The sequence below is a fragment of the Wolbachia endosymbiont (group A) of Epagoge grotiana genome (assembly GCF_947251775.1).
GTDB classification, from domain to species: Bacteria; Pseudomonadota; Alphaproteobacteria; order Rickettsiales; family Anaplasmataceae; genus Wolbachia; species Wolbachia pipientis.
In genome coordinates this window covers 790,298-806,617 of sequence record NZ_OX366387.1, presented here as the reverse complement: position 1 = coordinate 806,617, position 16,320 = coordinate 790,298, and the positions used below count along the sequence as shown (strand labels likewise).

The following is a 16,320-nucleotide window of genomic DNA, read 5'->3' as shown; positions in this document are numbered from 1 at the left end:
TCCTCTTCTCTATACATCTTTATATTACTACTTCTTAATACTTATAAAGACTTGTTTTTAACATATAAGTATCTTAGTAAAAAAATTATGCTTGATTAGATTTGTTTGTACTATATACTATAGCGTGTGTTTATAGATTGGAGTGGATATGGTAGCTAAAGACAATGAGCAAAATCTTAACAGAAAAACAAATCCAGAGATAAACGAAACATTGGAGGGGCTACCAAAAATGCTAGAGAAAGAGCAATTCGATCATGAGTATGAGTTGGTTAAAGAATATTTAAATTCAGCTTATAATCGTCCTTTATTCTTTCATGATCGCTCTTTAGTGGGTGCTGTTGAATTTAAGTATTCACTTGATAATTTAATGTATGAACGGTTTGTTGAAACATCTGATTTAACAGAAAGTCAAGAGGAGTTAAATAAGGGATTATTAAGCATTCTTACCGTCTATCCACCTTCTTTTGATGAAAAAAATGGTTATATTCCAAGACTTACGGAGTTTTTAAAAAAAAATGAGAAACATCCAGATCTAAAATATGTTCTTAACCTAAAAATAGGAGAATCTGGATTGACAATATTACATTTACTATCGAGTGTGGATTGGGTAAGTAGCATATATGGTTGTGCCATGGGTTTACTCTTAAAAGCAGGAGCTGATCCTAATAGAAAGAGTGATGGAGGTAAGACACCTTTACATTATGCTACAGGATCTTGTAGTATAACTCATCTCCTAAGAGCAGGAGTTGATACTAATATAAGGGACAATGAAGGGAAAACACCTTTGCATTATGCTGCTGACATTGGTGATAGTAAAAGTGTAGATTTGCTTCTAGAGAACAACGCTAAACCCGATTTACGTGATGGACAAGGGAAGACCCCACTAGAAGTTGCAATTGATAATCATCACTACCATATTGAAAAGTGCTTTTTCACTGACAGTCAGAAGATATTATACAAAGAATTACATGATATAATTCACGAAGTATTATATCAACGTGAAAGATCGTCTGTAAATTATTTGGATTACATTGGTAACTTTACTAAAAATCTAAAAGACTTTTTGGAGAAACACAAGAATAATCAAGATCTAAAAGTGGTTTTAAATATTCGGGGTAAAGAAGGAAAGTCAAAAGTGCTTCGACGTGCAAGAAGTATTCTTTTTGATTCTGGAATTGGTACCGAAGTAGAAAACTTACTTTTGAAAGCAGGAGTAGCTGACCAAAAAGAGTTAGATTATGACAGGAAAGAGTGTTTGTTTAGGACCTTATGGAGTAATTTAATACCAAGGCAGAAGATAATGCTGAACGAATTTTTTAGTGAAGTATCTAAAGCTCAAAATATGGATCTACTAGAAAAAGTTGTAAGCAAAGCTATATACTCTGGAGTAAGGTTTAATTTTCCTAAACGATTTTCTCAAGGTGAAGATATGTATGAAAGTACGTATAATTTTACAGATCGTGTAATGGAAAGAATTAGTGAATTAGAAAAGAATCCTAAAGTTGCCAGTAAGATAGTATGTAAATTGGTATCAAGAGGAGCAGTATTGTGTAACAATGGTAGCATAAAAGTAATTGAGGCACTGGAATCAGAATTTCAAGACCATAAAACCAATATGAAAGAAGCCTATGCAGAATATGTCAATCGTACTCTAGAGTTTATGGAAATTGTTAAAAGTGCAGCTAGTGGTAGGGTAAAAAATGCAAGAATGGATAACTCTACTTTTTATTTAGAATATTCAGAGGATAGCACGATAGATGTTGCAAAGATCACAGATGGAGCAAGGAGTTTAGGGCTAACTCAGGGAAGCATAGAATATGGAAGAGACTTGATAAAAATCGGTAAAAGTGAGGTAGAAATTATAACAAGAAATGGCACAAGGAATTACACAGACTTTGCAGATAATAGTGATATAGTATTAACTTTCTACACTAGCCAAGGGGAGTTAGAAGTTAGGTTATACCCTGACGAGCAAAATAAAGAACAAATAAGGGTAGAAATAAAAGATCAAGGTCTGCTGGAAAGTTTAAAGAACTGTGAAGAAGAACTAGGAAGGAATTGCTTGCTAGGAGGGTTATCAGTCAATAAGGCAATAGAACAAAGATATTTTTTCAGATCTGGAAAGCTTAGTCAACCTTCTGAAACACTTAGCGTCAACTCCTCATTAGGTGATGTATCTTTATCTTCTCCTATACAAGAAAGTATACAAAAGGTAAGATGGTCAGTTACATAATTTTACAATGGAAAGCCATGGTAATATTAAGTTAACATTTTGAGTAATTTTCTCAATAAATTATCTTATTTAAAGGTTTACCTGATGCTTATTTGTTTTTAAGCATAACATTTTTATGTTGTATTCAAATAAGAATGAACAATGACAGGCTGTGCTGGATCTTCCACTTTCTCCAGTTTGGTATTTGGCTTGAACGAATTATACAGTGCGAAACCTATACACGCTAATCCAACAATCCCTCCAATTACGGCTATTACATGTATTTTCATAATATAGGATACAACACTACCCACCAATAACACTATCCCAGCACTACTAGACAGGATTACTCGTTTTTGCTGTATTGTTTTTGTTGATGGATTTTCTTCTTTGCCTGCAGCATCACTATTAAAACATTTTCGAAAAGGAAAGCTATCAGAAATATTGCGCTCTTGCACAGCATTTTCTATTGAGAAGTTTTGGACTTTTTTGCTGTTTTCAAATGTCAGGTGAAAATTTTCGTTATCTTCATTGTCTAATAATACTGGATCTAATGGTATCAACCTTTTTGCTGACATCGCTTTTTCTTTAGCACGCTCTATCGTTGTTGGATTAAAATTACCTATACGTTCGTCGTCTAATAATACCAGATCTAATGGTATTAGTCTTTGTGTTGACACCATTTTTTCTTTAGGAAGAGGAACCTCGGTTTCAGCTCTCTCATTATTTTCAAATGTCAGTTGAAAATCTTCTTTATCTTTATTAATATCCTTATATGACTCAGTGTCAGTTTCTTTAGCTTTATAAAAATTTATTATCTCCTCTTGCCCTTCTATATCAAAACACTTATCCATCACTTCTTTAACCTTCCTTGATACACTACAAGCCATCGATTCTTCCATAGTATTGTCTGTTGAAGCATTTTTGCCTTCTTCGTTACTTCCACATGATCTGGTGTCGGTTGATATCTCTGCATTAGCACCAACTTGAATTGTTATATTTTGATTCAGCACTTTCTTATTATTTTTATCATAAAGATCTTTTACTCTTACTACACCATCTTCAACAGCACTATGGGTACGTATTGGTTCTCCATTACTCCCTAAATATTCTGAGATTATTTTCTTATCATTAACTTCCTCAAAAAGACCATGTTTTTTGGCTTCTTCTAAAAGATTCTTTACAGCTTGGTTGTTCTTACAAAATTTAGCATAATGTAGTAGTGTAAATACGTCTTTTCTACCTTCATGTTTGTAAACTACTCTTGTCAGCAGAATCTTTCTTGTGTTGTAATCAGATTTCTTCAATTTTTCACTAATACTTTTACCCTCTTCTATCTTTTTTAATAGCTTAAAAAGCTTTTCTTTATCTTGATTTGTTAACTTGCCATCATTACTTGTCAACTCATAAGTTATATCTGCTCTATTAGCGTTTTTTATTATTCTCATACTATTATACTCCTACTGTTGTCTTTATAAATGAGTTATGTTAGGAAAGTATTAATTGTGCAATTTTTAAGGCGCTAATTTGTAAAATCTTTCAAATTGCTCACTCCACAGCATCGGTATTTCCCTTAAATCAGCTAGCCTCAAATTACTTGGTTGCCTCCCATTTACTATGTCTTCTTTAATCTTCGGAGCTAAATAATTTAATCTTAAAATTTGTTGTATACGTCTTGTACCTATGTTAATTTTGGCACTGAGTTCCTTAACACTTCTATATTTTCCTTCCTCTAGCTGACGTTTCCACAGATGGGATCTTATCACTGCTTTGAGTAACGCATTATTTGTTTTGCCTTCTGGTTCTATTACTACACATTTGTTTCCTTTCTTTTTTATTGGTATAAATTTTTCCTCTGATTCAGAATGCACCTCTATTCCATCCTCTCTCACCAATACTCCCTTTATTAACTTTTTCACTACTTCTTTTTGCTTTCCAAAACTACACTCTTCTGCTTTTTCTCCCCATTTTTCATATATCTGCTCCGCTCTCCTCATTACTTCTTTTTCCACTTCTCCGGCTATTACATTTCGGCTTCCTGATTCACAACCCTTTCCCCTTAAATGATTGTTGCACACATAATATCGGTACCTTTTATTTTCCTTTTTTGCATATGTTAGCGTCATATTTACATTACAGCTCTTGCACTTAATTATTCCCCTAAGTAGCGCCTCTTCATATCTTGCTTTTCTATATGGTTGATTCCTTATCAATTCCTGCGCTTTTTGCCATTTTTCTTCTTCTATTATTGCTTCATGTTTTCCTTCATATTGTTTCTCGTAATGTCTTGTTTTTCCCATATATATTGGGTTTGTTATTATTCTTCTCACCGTCGCTTTTTTTAAGATCTCTCCTCCATATACTTTCCCCGATTTTGCTTCAAATCTCTTTGTTCTGTGCCCTTCGCTGTTTAACTCCCTTGCCAATTCTGCCATTGACTTCAGCTCTATATACCTCTCAAATATATGTTTTACCAACTTTGCTTCTTTTTCATTTATTATTAATTCCTTCTCTTTTACATCATATCCCAGAGGCAAAGTTCCACCCATCCATATTCCTTGCTCTTTTGATGTTGCTATTTTATTTTTTACTCTCTCTACTATCATCTCTCTTTCTAACTGTGCTGCTCCTGATAACACCGTTTGTACAAATTTTCCCATTGGCGTATTATTGTCAAATATCTGCGTTACTGCTACAAAATTTACTCGGTGCCTTCTAAAAAATGATGTTACTTCGATGCTGTCTTTTGTTTCCCTTGATAGCCTATCCAGAGTATATACTACTACACAATCTATCTCTCCTCCTTTCACATCTGCAAATAATTCCTTTATCGCTGGTCTTTCTAAATTCTTTCCTGAATATCCGCCATCATCATACCTTTTGGCCAATGCTACCCAGCCTTCTTTGCTCTTTATGTACTTCTCACATGCTACTCGTTGCGCATCTAAACTGTTAAACTTCTGCTCTAGACCGTCTTCATTTGACTTTCTCGTATATATTCCACATCTTATCCCTTTACACATTTTCCCTTCCCTTTTGATCACGCAAACCAAATAGGAGCGGCCCATTGTAACTCATTCCCATTATTTCCCCTGCTACTGCTGACAATGATGTATAAAACTCTTCTTTGTAGATTAAACCCTTGTCTGTTACCATTACCGCATGCGTTTCTTCCCCTCTCTCTAATATTAGCTCTGTTCCTGCTACTGGTAATTTGTCACTACTTATTCTTTTTCCCTTCTCCAGCCGATCTGCTAAATAATCTAGTCTTTTTGACCCTTTTCTTGACATTTCTCCATACGCTTTTTCCTGCATTCTATAAGCTAATCTAGGTATCAGATATTTCTTTGAGTATCTAGGCGCCTCTTCCCCATATACCTTCTTCCACGTTTTTCTCAGCTCACCCAAAGGTTTTCTCTCTAAATTCATTATTTTCTTTTCTATTTCTTTCTCCATATTTTTAGCCCTTCATAAATAGCTTTTCAATTCTGTCTGTTTCTTTCTTTAATACCTCGGCTATTTCTTTGCTATTTTTCGCATAATCCATTGCTGTCATTCCGAACTTATCTTCTTGCTCTATTTCTGCTCCTGCTTCCACTAACTCTTTTACTATTTCCATTTTCCCCACCATACATGCAAGGTGCAATGGAGTGCATTTATTGCCATACTCTTCAGCATTTATATCTGCTCCTGATTTTATCAATTCTCTCACGGTTTCTAGGCGTTTCTCTGTTACCGCTAGATGCAGTGCTGTATATCCTCTTGCATCTGTTGCATTCACATTTGCTCCTTTTTCGACTAGTAACCTCACTGTTTTTGCATCTATCGCATAATGTAAAACCGTTCTTCCCTTTTCGTCTCTTGCATAAATATTTTTATATGAGTTCTCTAATAGTGACTCCTCTTTTTTACCCAGCTTTACCATAACTTACCCCACTTTTTCTTTAAATTTAAATCCCTCTTTTAAGCCTTCCCTCTCACTACATTTTCTACCTCATCTATCATTTCATTTACTTGGCTCATTATCTTGCTTGCTAAATTTTGACATTCTTTCTTTATTAGCGATTTGTCTCTCTTCCTTATTTCTCCTATCTCTATTATTTTTAACTCTGGTAAATAACTCCCATTCAACATGTCTGCTATTTCTCCCACTAGCCCCTCTATTCCATAGCACGTCAGTTCTCTACTTTTTGTTACTCCACCTTTTTCTCTCAAAAATTTACTCGCCTTTTCACTTTCTTTACTATCACATAGAGAATACTTTTCACTTTCCCATATGTAATACATTGGCGTTGCACCATATTTATTCAGTTGATTAACCTCAGCTCCGGCCTTTACTAGCTCTTTTATTATTTCAACTCCTGCTCCTCCTATTTTGCACGCAGAGTGCAGAGGTGTACATCCGGTGATATATTGAGTGGCATTGACTTCTGCTCCTTCCCTTAGCAGCACTTTTACATTTTCTAAACTTTTCGCAAATACTGCACAGTGTAGTGGTGTATAACCATTTTTATCTCTTGCATTTACCTCTGCCCCTTTTTTTATTAATAATCTCACTGTTTTGTAATCAGAGATTTCCACTGCTTGGTGTAATATTGTCTCTCCTTCTTCATTTCTTTTATTAATGTTTTTAAACCCGTTACTTGATACTTCTTTAAAAAACTTACTAAAAGATTCTTTGCTAAACTTCATACTTACCTCACAAAATTAGCTTTTCTAGCGCCAGACAAATTTCTTATATTTACCTGCTGCTATTCAAGTCATGTCCTTTTTAGCATGAGAAAGCAAGTCCTTTTCTTTTTATTTCATACACTTTAAACTATTATTAATATAATATATGAGGATCTAAATATAAGTATTTAACTTATTACACATATTGCTTGACTATTTTTCCAACTTCTGTGCAAATGTCGATGTTCGTGCCATTTCAGTACTCCCGGGTAAAACACTAAAATGTGCTTTTCTAATTCGTGTATTGAGTCTTTTTGCTCTGAATATAAGTCGTTTTTATAGTAAATGTTGTGTTCTGCTAAAACATATTTTCTGACCTTCTGATCTGTATAATTTTCTATTTTGTAGTGGTGAGTAACGCTAAACCTTTCTAAAATTGGCTTGTGTTTTAAATTCCAACGTTGCCCTGAAAGTTTATCGTTTCCCAATACAAATTTATTTCCTTCTTCTTCTATTCTACCAACCGGAAAACAGCTATTTATTTCTCCTAATTTCCAGCTATCTGACAGTACAATCTGCGCTTTTGCAAATTTAATCGATGGTAATAAACTCTGTGGTAATGGATATAGTGCTTTTAAGTTGTACCACAAATGATTTCTTTCATAAATACCGTTATAATTCTTTGTGTGAGGCTCGGTTTCTCCAAGGATTGCTACATCTAGGCGATATATATCATTGCTTAAAGCTCGTTCATAATGATCGCGTAGATAATTTTCTATAATCCTAATAACTGGACCACTAGACCTGAAAAAATTTACTCTTCCAAATGATAACACTGGTCCATCTTTTTCTATTTTTACCCCTGAATAATCAGAAAGAAGATCTCCAAATAAACTCTCATCCAATATAAATCTCTGCACATTATAATAATCGTTAAAAATCCTCATCAATCTGGATCTTACAGGCAGTGATAGTTTTGCCAGCTCTACTACTGCATCTACGAAGAAGTCATTTGGTACCTCTTTTATCCCTACTTGCAACTCAAAAAAGTGTTTACCGGGTGGTTCTTCGATGATTGTAATGTCTTCTATATTTGCCCACTTGAGTGCTATTTTAAGTGATTTAGGTGTTCCTCGCAGTCTTTGAAATTTTACTCCTTCTACTATGGCTTTTCTTTTATCTTTTACCCAGCGTAATATCTCTTCTAAACCATATTCTTCTATTATCCACGACAATGTTTCTTCTTCCAATCTAAATTTAAATCCTCTAATACAGCTTGGATCAACCTTATAATCTGTTGCATCTACTAGCGCTTTTTCCTGTTTTGTTGCATTTGGTGGTAATAGCATTACTCAATCTTTAATTTTCGCAAATTTGCACACTCGTTCCCTAGTATCACAATATCCTCTTTTGGCTCGATTAATTCTACGTTTTCCACTCCTTCCACAAACAAATTCGCTATTATCCATGATCTTGTAACGTTCCATCCCAGCCTTCTATTTGCTTCAAACTTCTTAATGAACTGTTTCTTGATTTCCTCCTTCGATATTACAGGACTTATGCTCATTCTGCTGTGAATATCTATTTCCGTAATATTGCAACCAATTACTGTTACTGTATCTGTTAAAACCCTTATATCATCTCTAGTAACCTGCTTTTTTACAATTTCTAGTAGCTCTTCTAACGCTATGCCAGTTGTGGATAATTGTGTTGATAAGATTGAAATTTGTACTTTTCCTGGCACTTTTGATTCAACCAGCGCATCCTTTACTCTACTATCTGCTGAGAGTGCTTGAAACCGATAATGCTCTTTACTCCCTCCTGTGCTTGAGCCAACTATTCTTGCCTTGATTCTTTTTCTGAAGCGTTCATCTTCTTCTCCATCTTGCCTCTCTGCTCCATAAAACTCAGCCAAATTATCAAGATCTTCTCCTGTCGCAAATTTAAGTAAGTTACTCTTTACTGCTTCATTTATTCTTTCTCTAAGCAAAAGTTCTCGCCATGCTGCTACTTCTAATACCTTCATTGCTGGATCACTTTCTACTAATGCTGTAAAACTTTTCACTAACTCTTCCTTCATCCGAGAAAAAATCTCTTCAAAGCTCAGTGATTCAATAATATTTGGCTGCTGCATCTTTATACTACAACCCCATCGAAGCGAATCTTTCTTCCCATTGGCAGATACAATCCTTCTAGATCAAGCGTCACTTTTCCTTCTTTTACTCCTTCAACTTTTACTTTTTCTAACTTAAATCTCTTCTCAAATTTCCCCAGTGCTTCTGCAGTTGATGCGTAAATTTCCAAAGTTAAATCCCTATTTATTGGCTTATCTACTAACTCAAATAATCTTGATCCATAATCTCTTCTCATTATTCTACTGTTAATAGGAGTGGTCAATATATCAATTATCGATTGTTTCAGATGTTCTATTCCCTCTAATTCTTTACCTGTTTTAGCGTCCATTCCTTTCATTTTTCGACTATTTTAATTTTTTTATTTTGAAAACACACTTTGATTTTTACTTACTATTTGAAAACTACAGGATGCCACATCACCTGTTCTCGCTACACCAATACCATTTACAAATACGTTGTTTGATCCTTGCGTTAGTGTTTCCCCAATACTCAAGATATCACCCTTACGACAAGCAGGTCTACCATTAACAAATACATCTTCACTCCCGCTCACACAGACATGAATCGGCATACCTGTACAATGATCTTATATGTTAAAAACAAGTCTTATATGTTAAAAACAAGTCTTTATAAGTATTAAGAAGTAGTAATATAAAGATGTATAGAGAAGAGGAACCGTCATAGATCTTGGTCATAAGGGACCGTATTGGAGCAAGGTTCTCTTCTCTGTTTATATACTGAATAGTTCCGAACAACTGATTGAGTTTTTAGGCTCGTATATAAGGGTGGAAAATGCAGTATTATATTATTCTTACGGAGGAATTATGAATTCATCAAATATCATTGCTGGCATTGATGTTAGCAAAAATAAGCTAGATATCCACATTCATCCACTTGGACATTATAAAGTATTTGAAAATGACGTTCAAGCTATTGATCAAATACTCGACTTTTTACGTTTGCATAATGTAACCAAAGTTGGACTTGAAGCAACTGGTGGGTACGAAAAATTATGTGCTTATACTTTACTAAGCCATGGTTTCGAAGTATATGTTATTCAACCTAGATGGGTTAGAGATTATGCAAAAAGCCTTGGTATCGCTACTAAAACTGATAAAATAGACTGCAGCATCATCTCACGTTATATCAATAATACAGATATGCGTGTTACTCCTTTAAAGGTTAGTAATATTGACAGTTTGAAGCAAAAGTTATCTCGCAGAAATCAATTAGTGGAAATGGCAAAAATACAAAAAACTCAAGCTCATCAAGTAACTGATATATCCATAATCAAACAAATGGAAGAACTACTTGCCATTTTGCAAAGTCAAATTCAAGTTTTAGAAGACGAGATGATAACATTGATTGAGCAAAGTCAAGAGCTTAAAGAAAAATACATATCAATAACTAGTATGCCAGGAGCAGGTAGAATCTTAGCTATTACTATGATCTGTTATCTACCAGAATTAGGAACTCTCCGACATAAAGAAATATCTAGCCTTTCTGGAGTTGCACCTTTTAATCGAGATAGTGGTTTTAGTAAAGGAAAAAGATGTATTCAAGGTGGTAGATCACAGATTAGAACAGTTTTACATATGTGTGTTCTTAGTGCACAAAAGTACAATTCTTATATAAGAATCTTCTTTGATAGGCTATACGATCAATACAAAAAACCATATAAAGTTGCTTCTACTGCTGCCATGAGAAAATTACTTATCCTTGCTAACTCTTTAATCAGAGATGGCAGGGTTTTTACTGAGGAATATAGCCCTAAAGCTGCTTAGATTGAAAATTAGTGTAGTTGTGGATAAGTGCGCTTACACAGACTGAAAGCACTTATCCACATCCACACTTCTTAAAAGAATTCAAATCAAATACTACAACTTAAATTACGTAAAATGTGTTAAAAGCATCTTTGGGGAACGTTCAAAAAAGTGTGTCAAACCGAAAAAAAAGTAATAAATTGATATAAAAAATGGAGGTTTGATATGGGTCAAGCAAATAGAACTACTGGTTTGGTAGATTATAAAGAATTAGAAACAAATATCCTGTCATCTATACGAGAAGGAAGACCATTGACAGGAAGAGATGGAGCATTAACACCGTTTATAAAAAGGTTGCTAGAGGCAAGTCTGGAAGGTGAAATAGAAAGCCACATGTCAGCTAAAAGTGAAGAAAATAACCGAAGAAATGGAAGGAATGCAAAAACTTTACGTACAAGTTCAGGCTCATTTGAACTATTAACACCAAGAGACAGAGAAGGAAGCTTTGAACCGCAAATAGTCAAAAAAAGGCAAACAAGCCTACATCCAGAACTTGAAGCAAAGGTCTTAAGCACATATGCCAGTGGCATGGGATACAGAGATATAGCTTCACATGTTGAGGAAATATATGACCACAAAATATCAGCAGCAGAGATATCCAGTATTACTGATAAACTGCTACCAGTAATCAATGAATGGCGCAGCCGCCCACTGCAATCAGTGTATCCAATAGTGTTTATGGATGGCATGTTCTTTAAGGTCAAGGAGGACGGACATTGTATAAGTAAATGCATGTATAATATATTGGGCATAAATCAAAATGGCAGAAAAGAAGTATTAGGTTTTTATTTGGCTGAAAGTGAAGGAGCTAACTTCTGGTTGGGAGTTCTAAATGACCTAAAAGAGCGAGGAGTAGAAGATATTCTAATTGCCTGCATTGATGGGCTAAAAAGCTTTCCTGCGGCTATAAATAGTGTGTTTCCTAAGGCAGAAGTACAGCTATGTATAGTGCATCAGATAAGGAATTCACTGAAATATGTATCTAGCAAAGATGTAAAAGTTTTCATGAATGATTTGAAAAAAATATATCGTGCTTCAAGTAAAGAGATCGCTGAGAATTATCTGCTTGAGCTGGAAGAAAAATGGGGAGAGAAGTATCCTTTAGTTATAAAATCCTGGCAGAACAATTGGGAAAACTTATCCAGTTATTTTAAGTATTCTGGGCAAGTTAGGAAGCTGATTTACACCACCAATCCAATTGAGGGGTTGCATAGACAAATCAGGAAATTTACTAAAACTAAGGGTTCATTTACTAGTACAAATGCCTTGTACAAACAGGTATATTGTGCTATAAAAAAGGTAGAGCAAAAGTGGATTATGGCTCTCCCTAATTGGGCTTTAACTATGTCTCAACTTGATATTTTCTTTCCAGATAGATTGAAAATTGAGTTGAACTAAAAATGCGGCTTGACACACTTTTTTGAACGTTCCCCATCTTTGGCTTTATAGTCCACTAAGTAAAAATTTATTTTTAGTATTTTTCTATTGACTTTTAACACAACTGCTCCTTTCTCGCTTTTAACCTCTACTGCATTATTGCCCATTCTTAAAATTAAACCTCTGTTTGCTTCCAGTATTTTGGCTACCTCTACCTTGCTATCATCAGAAAATTCTATATATGATGTTGTATTGTCTATCTCGAAATCTATTAAGGATCCTTCTTGAACAGCACTTTCGCCAGCTTCCTCTAGCTCTTCTAGTTGCTTATCTATCTGTGGCTGAACTTCTGGCTGTAGCTCATTATAGATTTCACCTATCAGTTTATTCTGCAGTAAAGTATCATGAAACTCTGCACCGCTTAGCATTAATTTACGTATTAGCTTTTTTCGATCACTTTTTTCTAATCTGTGAAAATGTGTACCTAATACTACATATTCTGCAAAACTCCATTCCCCATCATTACATGCATTTAGCCTTGCTCCAGCAGCTAGTGCTTCGTCTACAGCCTTGTGCAGTTCATTTGGACTTTTTGCTCTTACCACAGTACTCTTAAACCAGCTCAACTTTTCACTTTCACCTCTACTTGGCTTTATTTTTTGCAAGGCAGAGGTAAATGGATTTTTATCTTCTTGATCACTTATAGGTTTTGTACCATATATGTAGTCAAGTCCTTTCCCATAGTTGATTTGAACTTCTCTACCAGGGAAAGGTACATCTCCAGGATTTTTAGCCTTATTAATTTTGCTTACAAAGGTAGACTGCTCTTTAGTACGACCAATTCCTATAATAGCATTTAACATCTCACCTTTTGATAACTTATCAAGGTCAACGTTTAATTCGTAAGTACCTCCTTTTTTGTCACCAAAAGGTACAATTATTTTATTACCCATACAATTACCTCCATTATTAAAAATACTTTCTAAGTGTATAGTTATTATACACTCTATTACTTATTATAAATTATAGTGAGTAGATTTGCAAATACTTTCTGCTATAACAATCCGTTTTCTCTAAAGCTAAAATAGCCACCACTTGTGATGATAATGTGATCAAATAACCTAACGCTTACAGTACTACATGCTGCTGCTAAGCTCTTCGTTACTTCTTGATCTTCTTCTGATGGTTCTAAGCGTCCCCCAGGATGGTTGTGTGACATTATTACTAATGTTGCATTCTTTATTAATGCTTTTCTTATAATTTCCTTTATGTATACTGGTGCTTTTTCCATTTCACCAATATAGGATTCTTCTCCAATTAGTTGACGCCTTTTATTCAAGTACAGTATTTTTACACATTCCCTCTCTGCATGACCTATACTTACGTTTAAGTACTCTACTAGCCCTTGTAAGTCCATTATTGGCTCACTCTTAAGCTTTTCTTTCAGTACCCTTTCTAGTGTTTCCTTAACACACATAATCATTGCTACTGCAGAATCAGTTACTCCTTCTATAACTTTCAGGTCATCCATTTCTCGGCCTAAAATCCTTCCTACTCCCGTATAAGTGTTCACCAGATTTTTAGCAATTTCTTGAGCTTGTGGTCTTTCATGTACTGCACTTAAAAACGTTTCCATTATTTCACGATCAAGTAGTGCTTTGCCTTTGCTTTCTAATATTCTGAATTCGATTTCTTCTTTACTTTTATTCATATAATTTACCCTTCACTAACAACAAACTTTTTTTTAATATTTACTGCTGTTTTTTATCAGCATTGGCATAAAGCCATAGCTTTCGAGTGAAGTCAAATCAATTTCTCAATCTTTTCTACTTATTTTTTCATGAATAAATTAAGATCTTAATAGATAATGATTTTTTTATTTTAAATCTGTTGAATTTCGCCTAAAGAGATGCCTACTGTTTTTAAAATAATATTGATAGAAATTCCTTCCTTAACTAAATTCTTTGCAATTTTCATCTTTTCTACTCTCTCCACTTTCTCTTTGCAAACTTGTATGCTTTCAAACAGAGATTTTATTAGCGCATAGCGTAATTCTTGACTCTCAATTTTTTTGTATTCTTTTATTAAATCAGGTAGTTCATTTTCTACTATCTCATCTTCTTCTATGAGCAGATCTGTAATGCTAATTGATAATGTTTCTGCTATTGCATATAATTTTTCCAGTGGAATGGCCACACGTCCTTGCTCATAGTTGCTTATTTCATCACGTGTTGTATCCATTTTCTCAGCCAAATCCTTTTGAGTATACTCCCGTACTGCCCTCCACTCCTTTATCTTTTTTCCTATTTGGTAGTAGATAGAACCCGTTTTTTCTTCAACACATTCATCAGCAGACAGACCAATTGTTTTTGAAACAGTATCAACAGAAACTCCTGCTTTAATAAGACCTTTTGCAATTTTTATTCTCTCCGTTTTTTTACTATTTTTCTCACTAACTTGAACAAATTTGGTTAGTAAACAAAACATTCTACGTAATTCCTGATCATTAATCTTTTTATATTTTCTTACTAGATTTAATATTTCCTCTCCCTCATCTTCAAAACAGATTTTTTCATTTGATACAGGAATTAGGTCTATAATACCAATCGACAATATCTCTGCTATAGCATACAACTTTTCAATCGAAATTTACGTGTTCCTTTTTCATATTGTAGTACTACTTGATACGTTACACTGACTTTCTTCGCTAAATCTTTTTGAGTATATCCTCGCTTTAACCTCCAGTTCCTTACTTTTTGTGCTATCTGATACCTTATTGAGATGTTTGCCATAAATATTATACATGTTAATACTACCAAACAAAGATATACAAAAACTTCTATGTTTGCATTTTAGTTGAATATTTCTTCAGAATTGTGTATAATTATTAATGCTTTTTAGGTACTCTTGCTATGGCTCTCTCGAAGTTTCTCGATCCCAAGAATGATGTCGCATTTCGCCGTATCTTTGGCACTGAAAAGAATAAAGACATCCTCATTCACTTTCTCAATGATATTCTGGGTTTTACTGGCAAAAATGAAATAAAGGATATAGAGTTTTTAAGTACTATTCAAGATCCTGATATTGCTTCTAAAAAACAAAGCATTGTTGATGTTCTTTGTAGAGATGAAAATGGGCTGCAAGTGATAGTCGAAATGCAGGTCGCTAAAACTAAAGGCTTTGAAAAACGTGCTCAATACTATGCTGCTAAAGCTTACTCAAGACAGGCTGATAAAGGTGATCAATATCATGATCTTAAGGAAATTATCTTTATTGCTATAGCAGATTGTATTTTATTCCCTGATAAGTCTGAGTACAAATCAAAGCATACTATTCGCGATGAAGATACTAATGAACATGATCTGAAAGATTTTTACTTTATATTTATTGAGTTGCCTAAATTTCCAAAAACCAAAGAAGATCAGCTTTTAAGTATAGTTGAAAAATGGGTCTACTTCTTTAGATATGCAGATGAAACTAGTGAACAAGAGCTAGAGAGAATCATAGGAAGTGACCTAATAATTAAAAGAGCATATGAAGAACTAAATAGGTTCAACTGGTCAGAAAAAGAATTTATTGCCTATGAACAAGAGATCAGACGTATTCGTGATGAACAGGCTATCCTCGCTCAAAAACTCGATGATGCTAAACTAGAAGGTAGACAAGAAGAAAAAATCGAAGTTGCAAAAAACTCACTCAAGGCCGGTGTCTCTATTGATGTTATAGCTCAAATTACCGGTCTCTCTCATTCTGAAATTTCACAACTCAAAGAAAAAACATAATATTCCTACTTATCCACTTCAACATTGATGAAAATCTTTCCTAAGTTAGACATACCCCATAATTAAGAGTCTAATGAACTGTCTAAAACAGCTATAAAAATAGCACACAGAATTATATAAATTACTATCATAACGTTACTCAAACTTCTATATCAAAGCTACATACTGTAAGTTCAATATGGAAAACACATTAACCACTTAGCATTATTACCTGTAACGTCTACTTCATTCATTTTAGTATTAAGACCATCAAACTTGCTACTGGTTTCCCTAATTATTTTGGCTACCTTCACTTTAAAAATTTCACTACTTGGCATTTT

The 16,320-nt window shown here is 34.2% G+C and carries 15 protein-coding genes and 2 pseudogenes; 4 read left to right on the top strand and 13 right to left on the bottom strand.

The genetic code is table 11. The features are described 5' to 3' along the window. Positions 1–148 precede the first annotated feature (148 nt). Complete coding sequence (locus OPR50_RS03715) at positions 149–2,233, top strand: ankyrin repeat domain-containing protein (protein ID WP_264704603.1); 2,085 nt, start codon at positions 149–151, stop codon at positions 2,231–2,233. Between the two features lie 113 nt (positions 2,234–2,346). Here OPR50_RS03715 and OPR50_RS03710 read toward each other — a convergent pair whose 3' ends face one another. The 9 genes from OPR50_RS03710 to OPR50_RS03670 form a co-directional block, all read right to left on the bottom strand. Beyond that, positions 2,347–3,660, bottom strand: coding sequence for a hypothetical protein (locus OPR50_RS03710; RefSeq protein WP_264704602.1), 1,314 nt, complete (start codon positions 3,658–3,660; stop codon positions 2,347–2,349). Positions 3,661–3,726: 66 nt separating this feature from the next. After that, the gene (locus OPR50_RS03705; protein ID WP_265024288.1) at positions 3,727–5,235 is read right to left on the bottom strand and encodes a recombinase family protein; all 1,509 of its coding nucleotides are present in this window, start codon (positions 5,233–5,235) and stop codon (positions 3,727–3,729) included. Beyond that, positions 5,228–5,668, bottom strand: a complete 441-nt coding sequence (locus OPR50_RS03700) for a DUF2924 domain-containing protein (RefSeq protein ID WP_265024287.1) — start codon at positions 5,666–5,668, stop codon at positions 5,228–5,230. Before OPR50_RS03700 ends, OPR50_RS03705 begins: the two co-directional genes overlap by 8 nt. A 4-nt stretch (positions 5,669–5,672) precedes the next feature. Next, complete coding sequence (locus OPR50_RS03695) at positions 5,673–6,137, bottom strand: ankyrin repeat domain-containing protein (protein WP_265024286.1); 465 nt, start codon at positions 6,135–6,137, stop codon at positions 5,673–5,675. Between the two features lie 38 nt (positions 6,138–6,175). Further along, complete coding sequence (locus OPR50_RS03690; protein WP_265024167.1) at positions 6,176–6,904, bottom strand: ankyrin repeat domain-containing protein; 729 nt, start codon at positions 6,902–6,904, stop codon at positions 6,176–6,178. A 167-nt stretch (positions 6,905–7,071) separates the two neighbouring features. Next, a complete protein-coding gene (locus OPR50_RS03685) occupies positions 7,072–8,232 on the bottom strand; it encodes a phage tail protein (RefSeq protein ID WP_265024168.1) in 1,161 nt (386 codons plus the stop codon). Further along, positions 8,232–9,017 carry a baseplate assembly protein gene (locus OPR50_RS03680; protein WP_265024285.1) on the bottom strand — a complete coding sequence of 262 codons (786 nt, stop codon included), beginning with the start codon at positions 9,015–9,017 and terminating at the stop codon, positions 8,232–8,234. The genes OPR50_RS03685 and OPR50_RS03680 overlap by 1 nt, the downstream gene beginning before the upstream one ends. A gap of 2 nt (positions 9,018–9,019) precedes the next feature. Continuing rightward, entirely contained in the window at positions 9,020–9,355 is a 336-nt protein-coding gene (locus tag OPR50_RS03675; RefSeq protein WP_262986416.1) for a GPW/gp25 family protein, read from the bottom strand. 21 nt (positions 9,356–9,376) lie between these two features. Further along, on the bottom strand, positions 9,377–9,589 hold the full coding sequence (locus OPR50_RS03670) for a PAAR domain-containing protein (RefSeq protein ID WP_264688641.1): 213 nt from the start codon (positions 9,587–9,589) through the stop codon (positions 9,377–9,379). A 253-nt stretch (positions 9,590–9,842) separates the two neighbouring features. Here OPR50_RS03670 and OPR50_RS03665 point away from each other — a divergent pair, with 253 nt between their 5' ends. Together OPR50_RS03665 and OPR50_RS03660 are read left to right on the top strand one after the other, a co-directional pair. Beyond that, complete coding sequence (locus tag OPR50_RS03665) at positions 9,843–10,802, top strand: IS110 family RNA-guided transposase (RefSeq protein WP_264688607.1); 960 nt, start codon at positions 9,843–9,845, stop codon at positions 10,800–10,802. Between the two features lie 204 nt (positions 10,803–11,006). Beyond that, a complete protein-coding gene (locus OPR50_RS03660; protein ID WP_096097236.1) occupies positions 11,007–12,239 on the top strand; it encodes an IS256 family transposase in 1,233 nt (410 codons plus the stop codon). Positions 12,240–12,340: 101 nt separating this feature from the next. Here OPR50_RS03660 and OPR50_RS03655 read toward each other — a convergent pair. From OPR50_RS03655 to wmk, 3 genes and pseudogenes are all read right to left on the bottom strand, one after another. Beyond that, positions 12,341–13,171 (bottom strand): annotated as a pseudogene (locus OPR50_RS03655) (hypothetical protein); the annotation flags it as partial. 101 nt (positions 13,172–13,272) lie between these two features. Continuing rightward, positions 13,273–13,929 carry a JAB domain-containing protein gene (locus OPR50_RS03650; RefSeq protein WP_264330402.1) on the bottom strand — a complete coding sequence of 219 codons (657 nt, stop codon included), beginning with the start codon at positions 13,927–13,929 and terminating at the stop codon, positions 13,273–13,275. A 170-nt stretch (positions 13,930–14,099) separates the two neighbouring features. After that, a pseudogene (wmk, locus tag OPR50_RS03645) lies at positions 14,100–15,010 on the bottom strand (WO male-killing family protein Wmk). A gap of 120 nt (positions 15,011–15,130) precedes the next feature. Here wmk and OPR50_RS03640 point away from each other — a divergent pair. Further along, complete coding sequence (locus OPR50_RS03640; protein ID WP_265024284.1) at positions 15,131–16,000, top strand: Rpn family recombination-promoting nuclease/putative transposase; 870 nt, start codon at positions 15,131–15,133, stop codon at positions 15,998–16,000. A 173-nt stretch (positions 16,001–16,173) separates the two neighbouring features. On the opposite strand, the gene OPR50_RS03635 is transcribed toward OPR50_RS03640, so the two are convergent. Continuing rightward, positions 16,174–16,317: a hypothetical protein gene (locus OPR50_RS03635; protein ID WP_265024283.1), complete on the bottom strand. Its 144-nt coding sequence runs from the start codon at positions 16,315–16,317 to the stop codon at positions 16,174–16,176. Positions 16,318–16,320: the final 3 nt, after the last annotated feature.

What these genes read in the sequence shown, in the direction of transcription:
- OPR50_RS03715 (WP_264704603.1), top strand. Translation starts at nt 149, where the DNA reads ATGGTAGCTAAAGACAATGAGCAAAATCTTAACAGAAAAACAAATCCA.
- OPR50_RS03710 (WP_264704602.1), bottom strand. Translation starts at nt 3,660, where the DNA reads ATGAGAATAATAAAAAACGCTAATAGAGCAGATATAACTTATGAGTTG.
- OPR50_RS03705 (WP_265024288.1), bottom strand. Translation starts at nt 5,235, where the DNA reads ATGTGTAAAGGGATAAGATGTGGAATATATACGAGAAAGTCAAATGAA.
- OPR50_RS03700 (WP_265024287.1), bottom strand. Translation starts at nt 5,668, where the DNA reads ATGGAGAAAGAAATAGAAAAGAAAATAATGAATTTAGAGAGAAAACCT.
- OPR50_RS03695 (WP_265024286.1), bottom strand. Translation starts at nt 6,137, where the DNA reads ATGGTAAAGCTGGGTAAAAAAGAGGAGTCACTATTAGAGAACTCATAT.
- OPR50_RS03690 (WP_265024167.1), bottom strand. Translation starts at nt 6,904, where the DNA reads ATGAAGTTTAGCAAAGAATCTTTTAGTAAGTTTTTTAAAGAAGTATCA.
- OPR50_RS03685 (WP_265024168.1), bottom strand. Translation starts at nt 8,232, where the DNA reads ATGCTATTACCACCAAATGCAACAAAACAGGAAAAAGCGCTAGTAGAT.
- OPR50_RS03680 (WP_265024285.1), bottom strand. Translation starts at nt 9,017, where the DNA reads ATGCAGCAGCCAAATATTATTGAATCACTGAGCTTTGAAGAGATTTTT.
- OPR50_RS03675 (WP_262986416.1), bottom strand. Translation starts at nt 9,355, where the DNA reads ATGAAAGGAATGGACGCTAAAACAGGTAAAGAATTAGAGGGAATAGAA.
- OPR50_RS03670 (WP_264688641.1), bottom strand. Translation starts at nt 9,589, where the DNA reads ATGCCGATTCATGTCTGTGTGAGCGGGAGTGAAGATGTATTTGTTAAT.
- OPR50_RS03665 (WP_264688607.1), top strand. Translation starts at nt 9,843, where the DNA reads ATGAATTCATCAAATATCATTGCTGGCATTGATGTTAGCAAAAATAAG.
- OPR50_RS03660 (WP_096097236.1), top strand. Translation starts at nt 11,007, where the DNA reads ATGGGTCAAGCAAATAGAACTACTGGTTTGGTAGATTATAAAGAATTA.
- OPR50_RS03650 (WP_264330402.1), bottom strand. Translation starts at nt 13,929, where the DNA reads ATGAATAAAAGTAAAGAAGAAATCGAATTCAGAATATTAGAAAGCAAA.
- OPR50_RS03640 (WP_265024284.1), top strand. Translation starts at nt 15,131, where the DNA reads ATGGCTCTCTCGAAGTTTCTCGATCCCAAGAATGATGTCGCATTTCGC.
- OPR50_RS03635 (WP_265024283.1), bottom strand. Translation starts at nt 16,317, where the DNA reads ATGCCAAGTAGTGAAATTTTTAAAGTGAAGGTAGCCAAAATAATTAGG.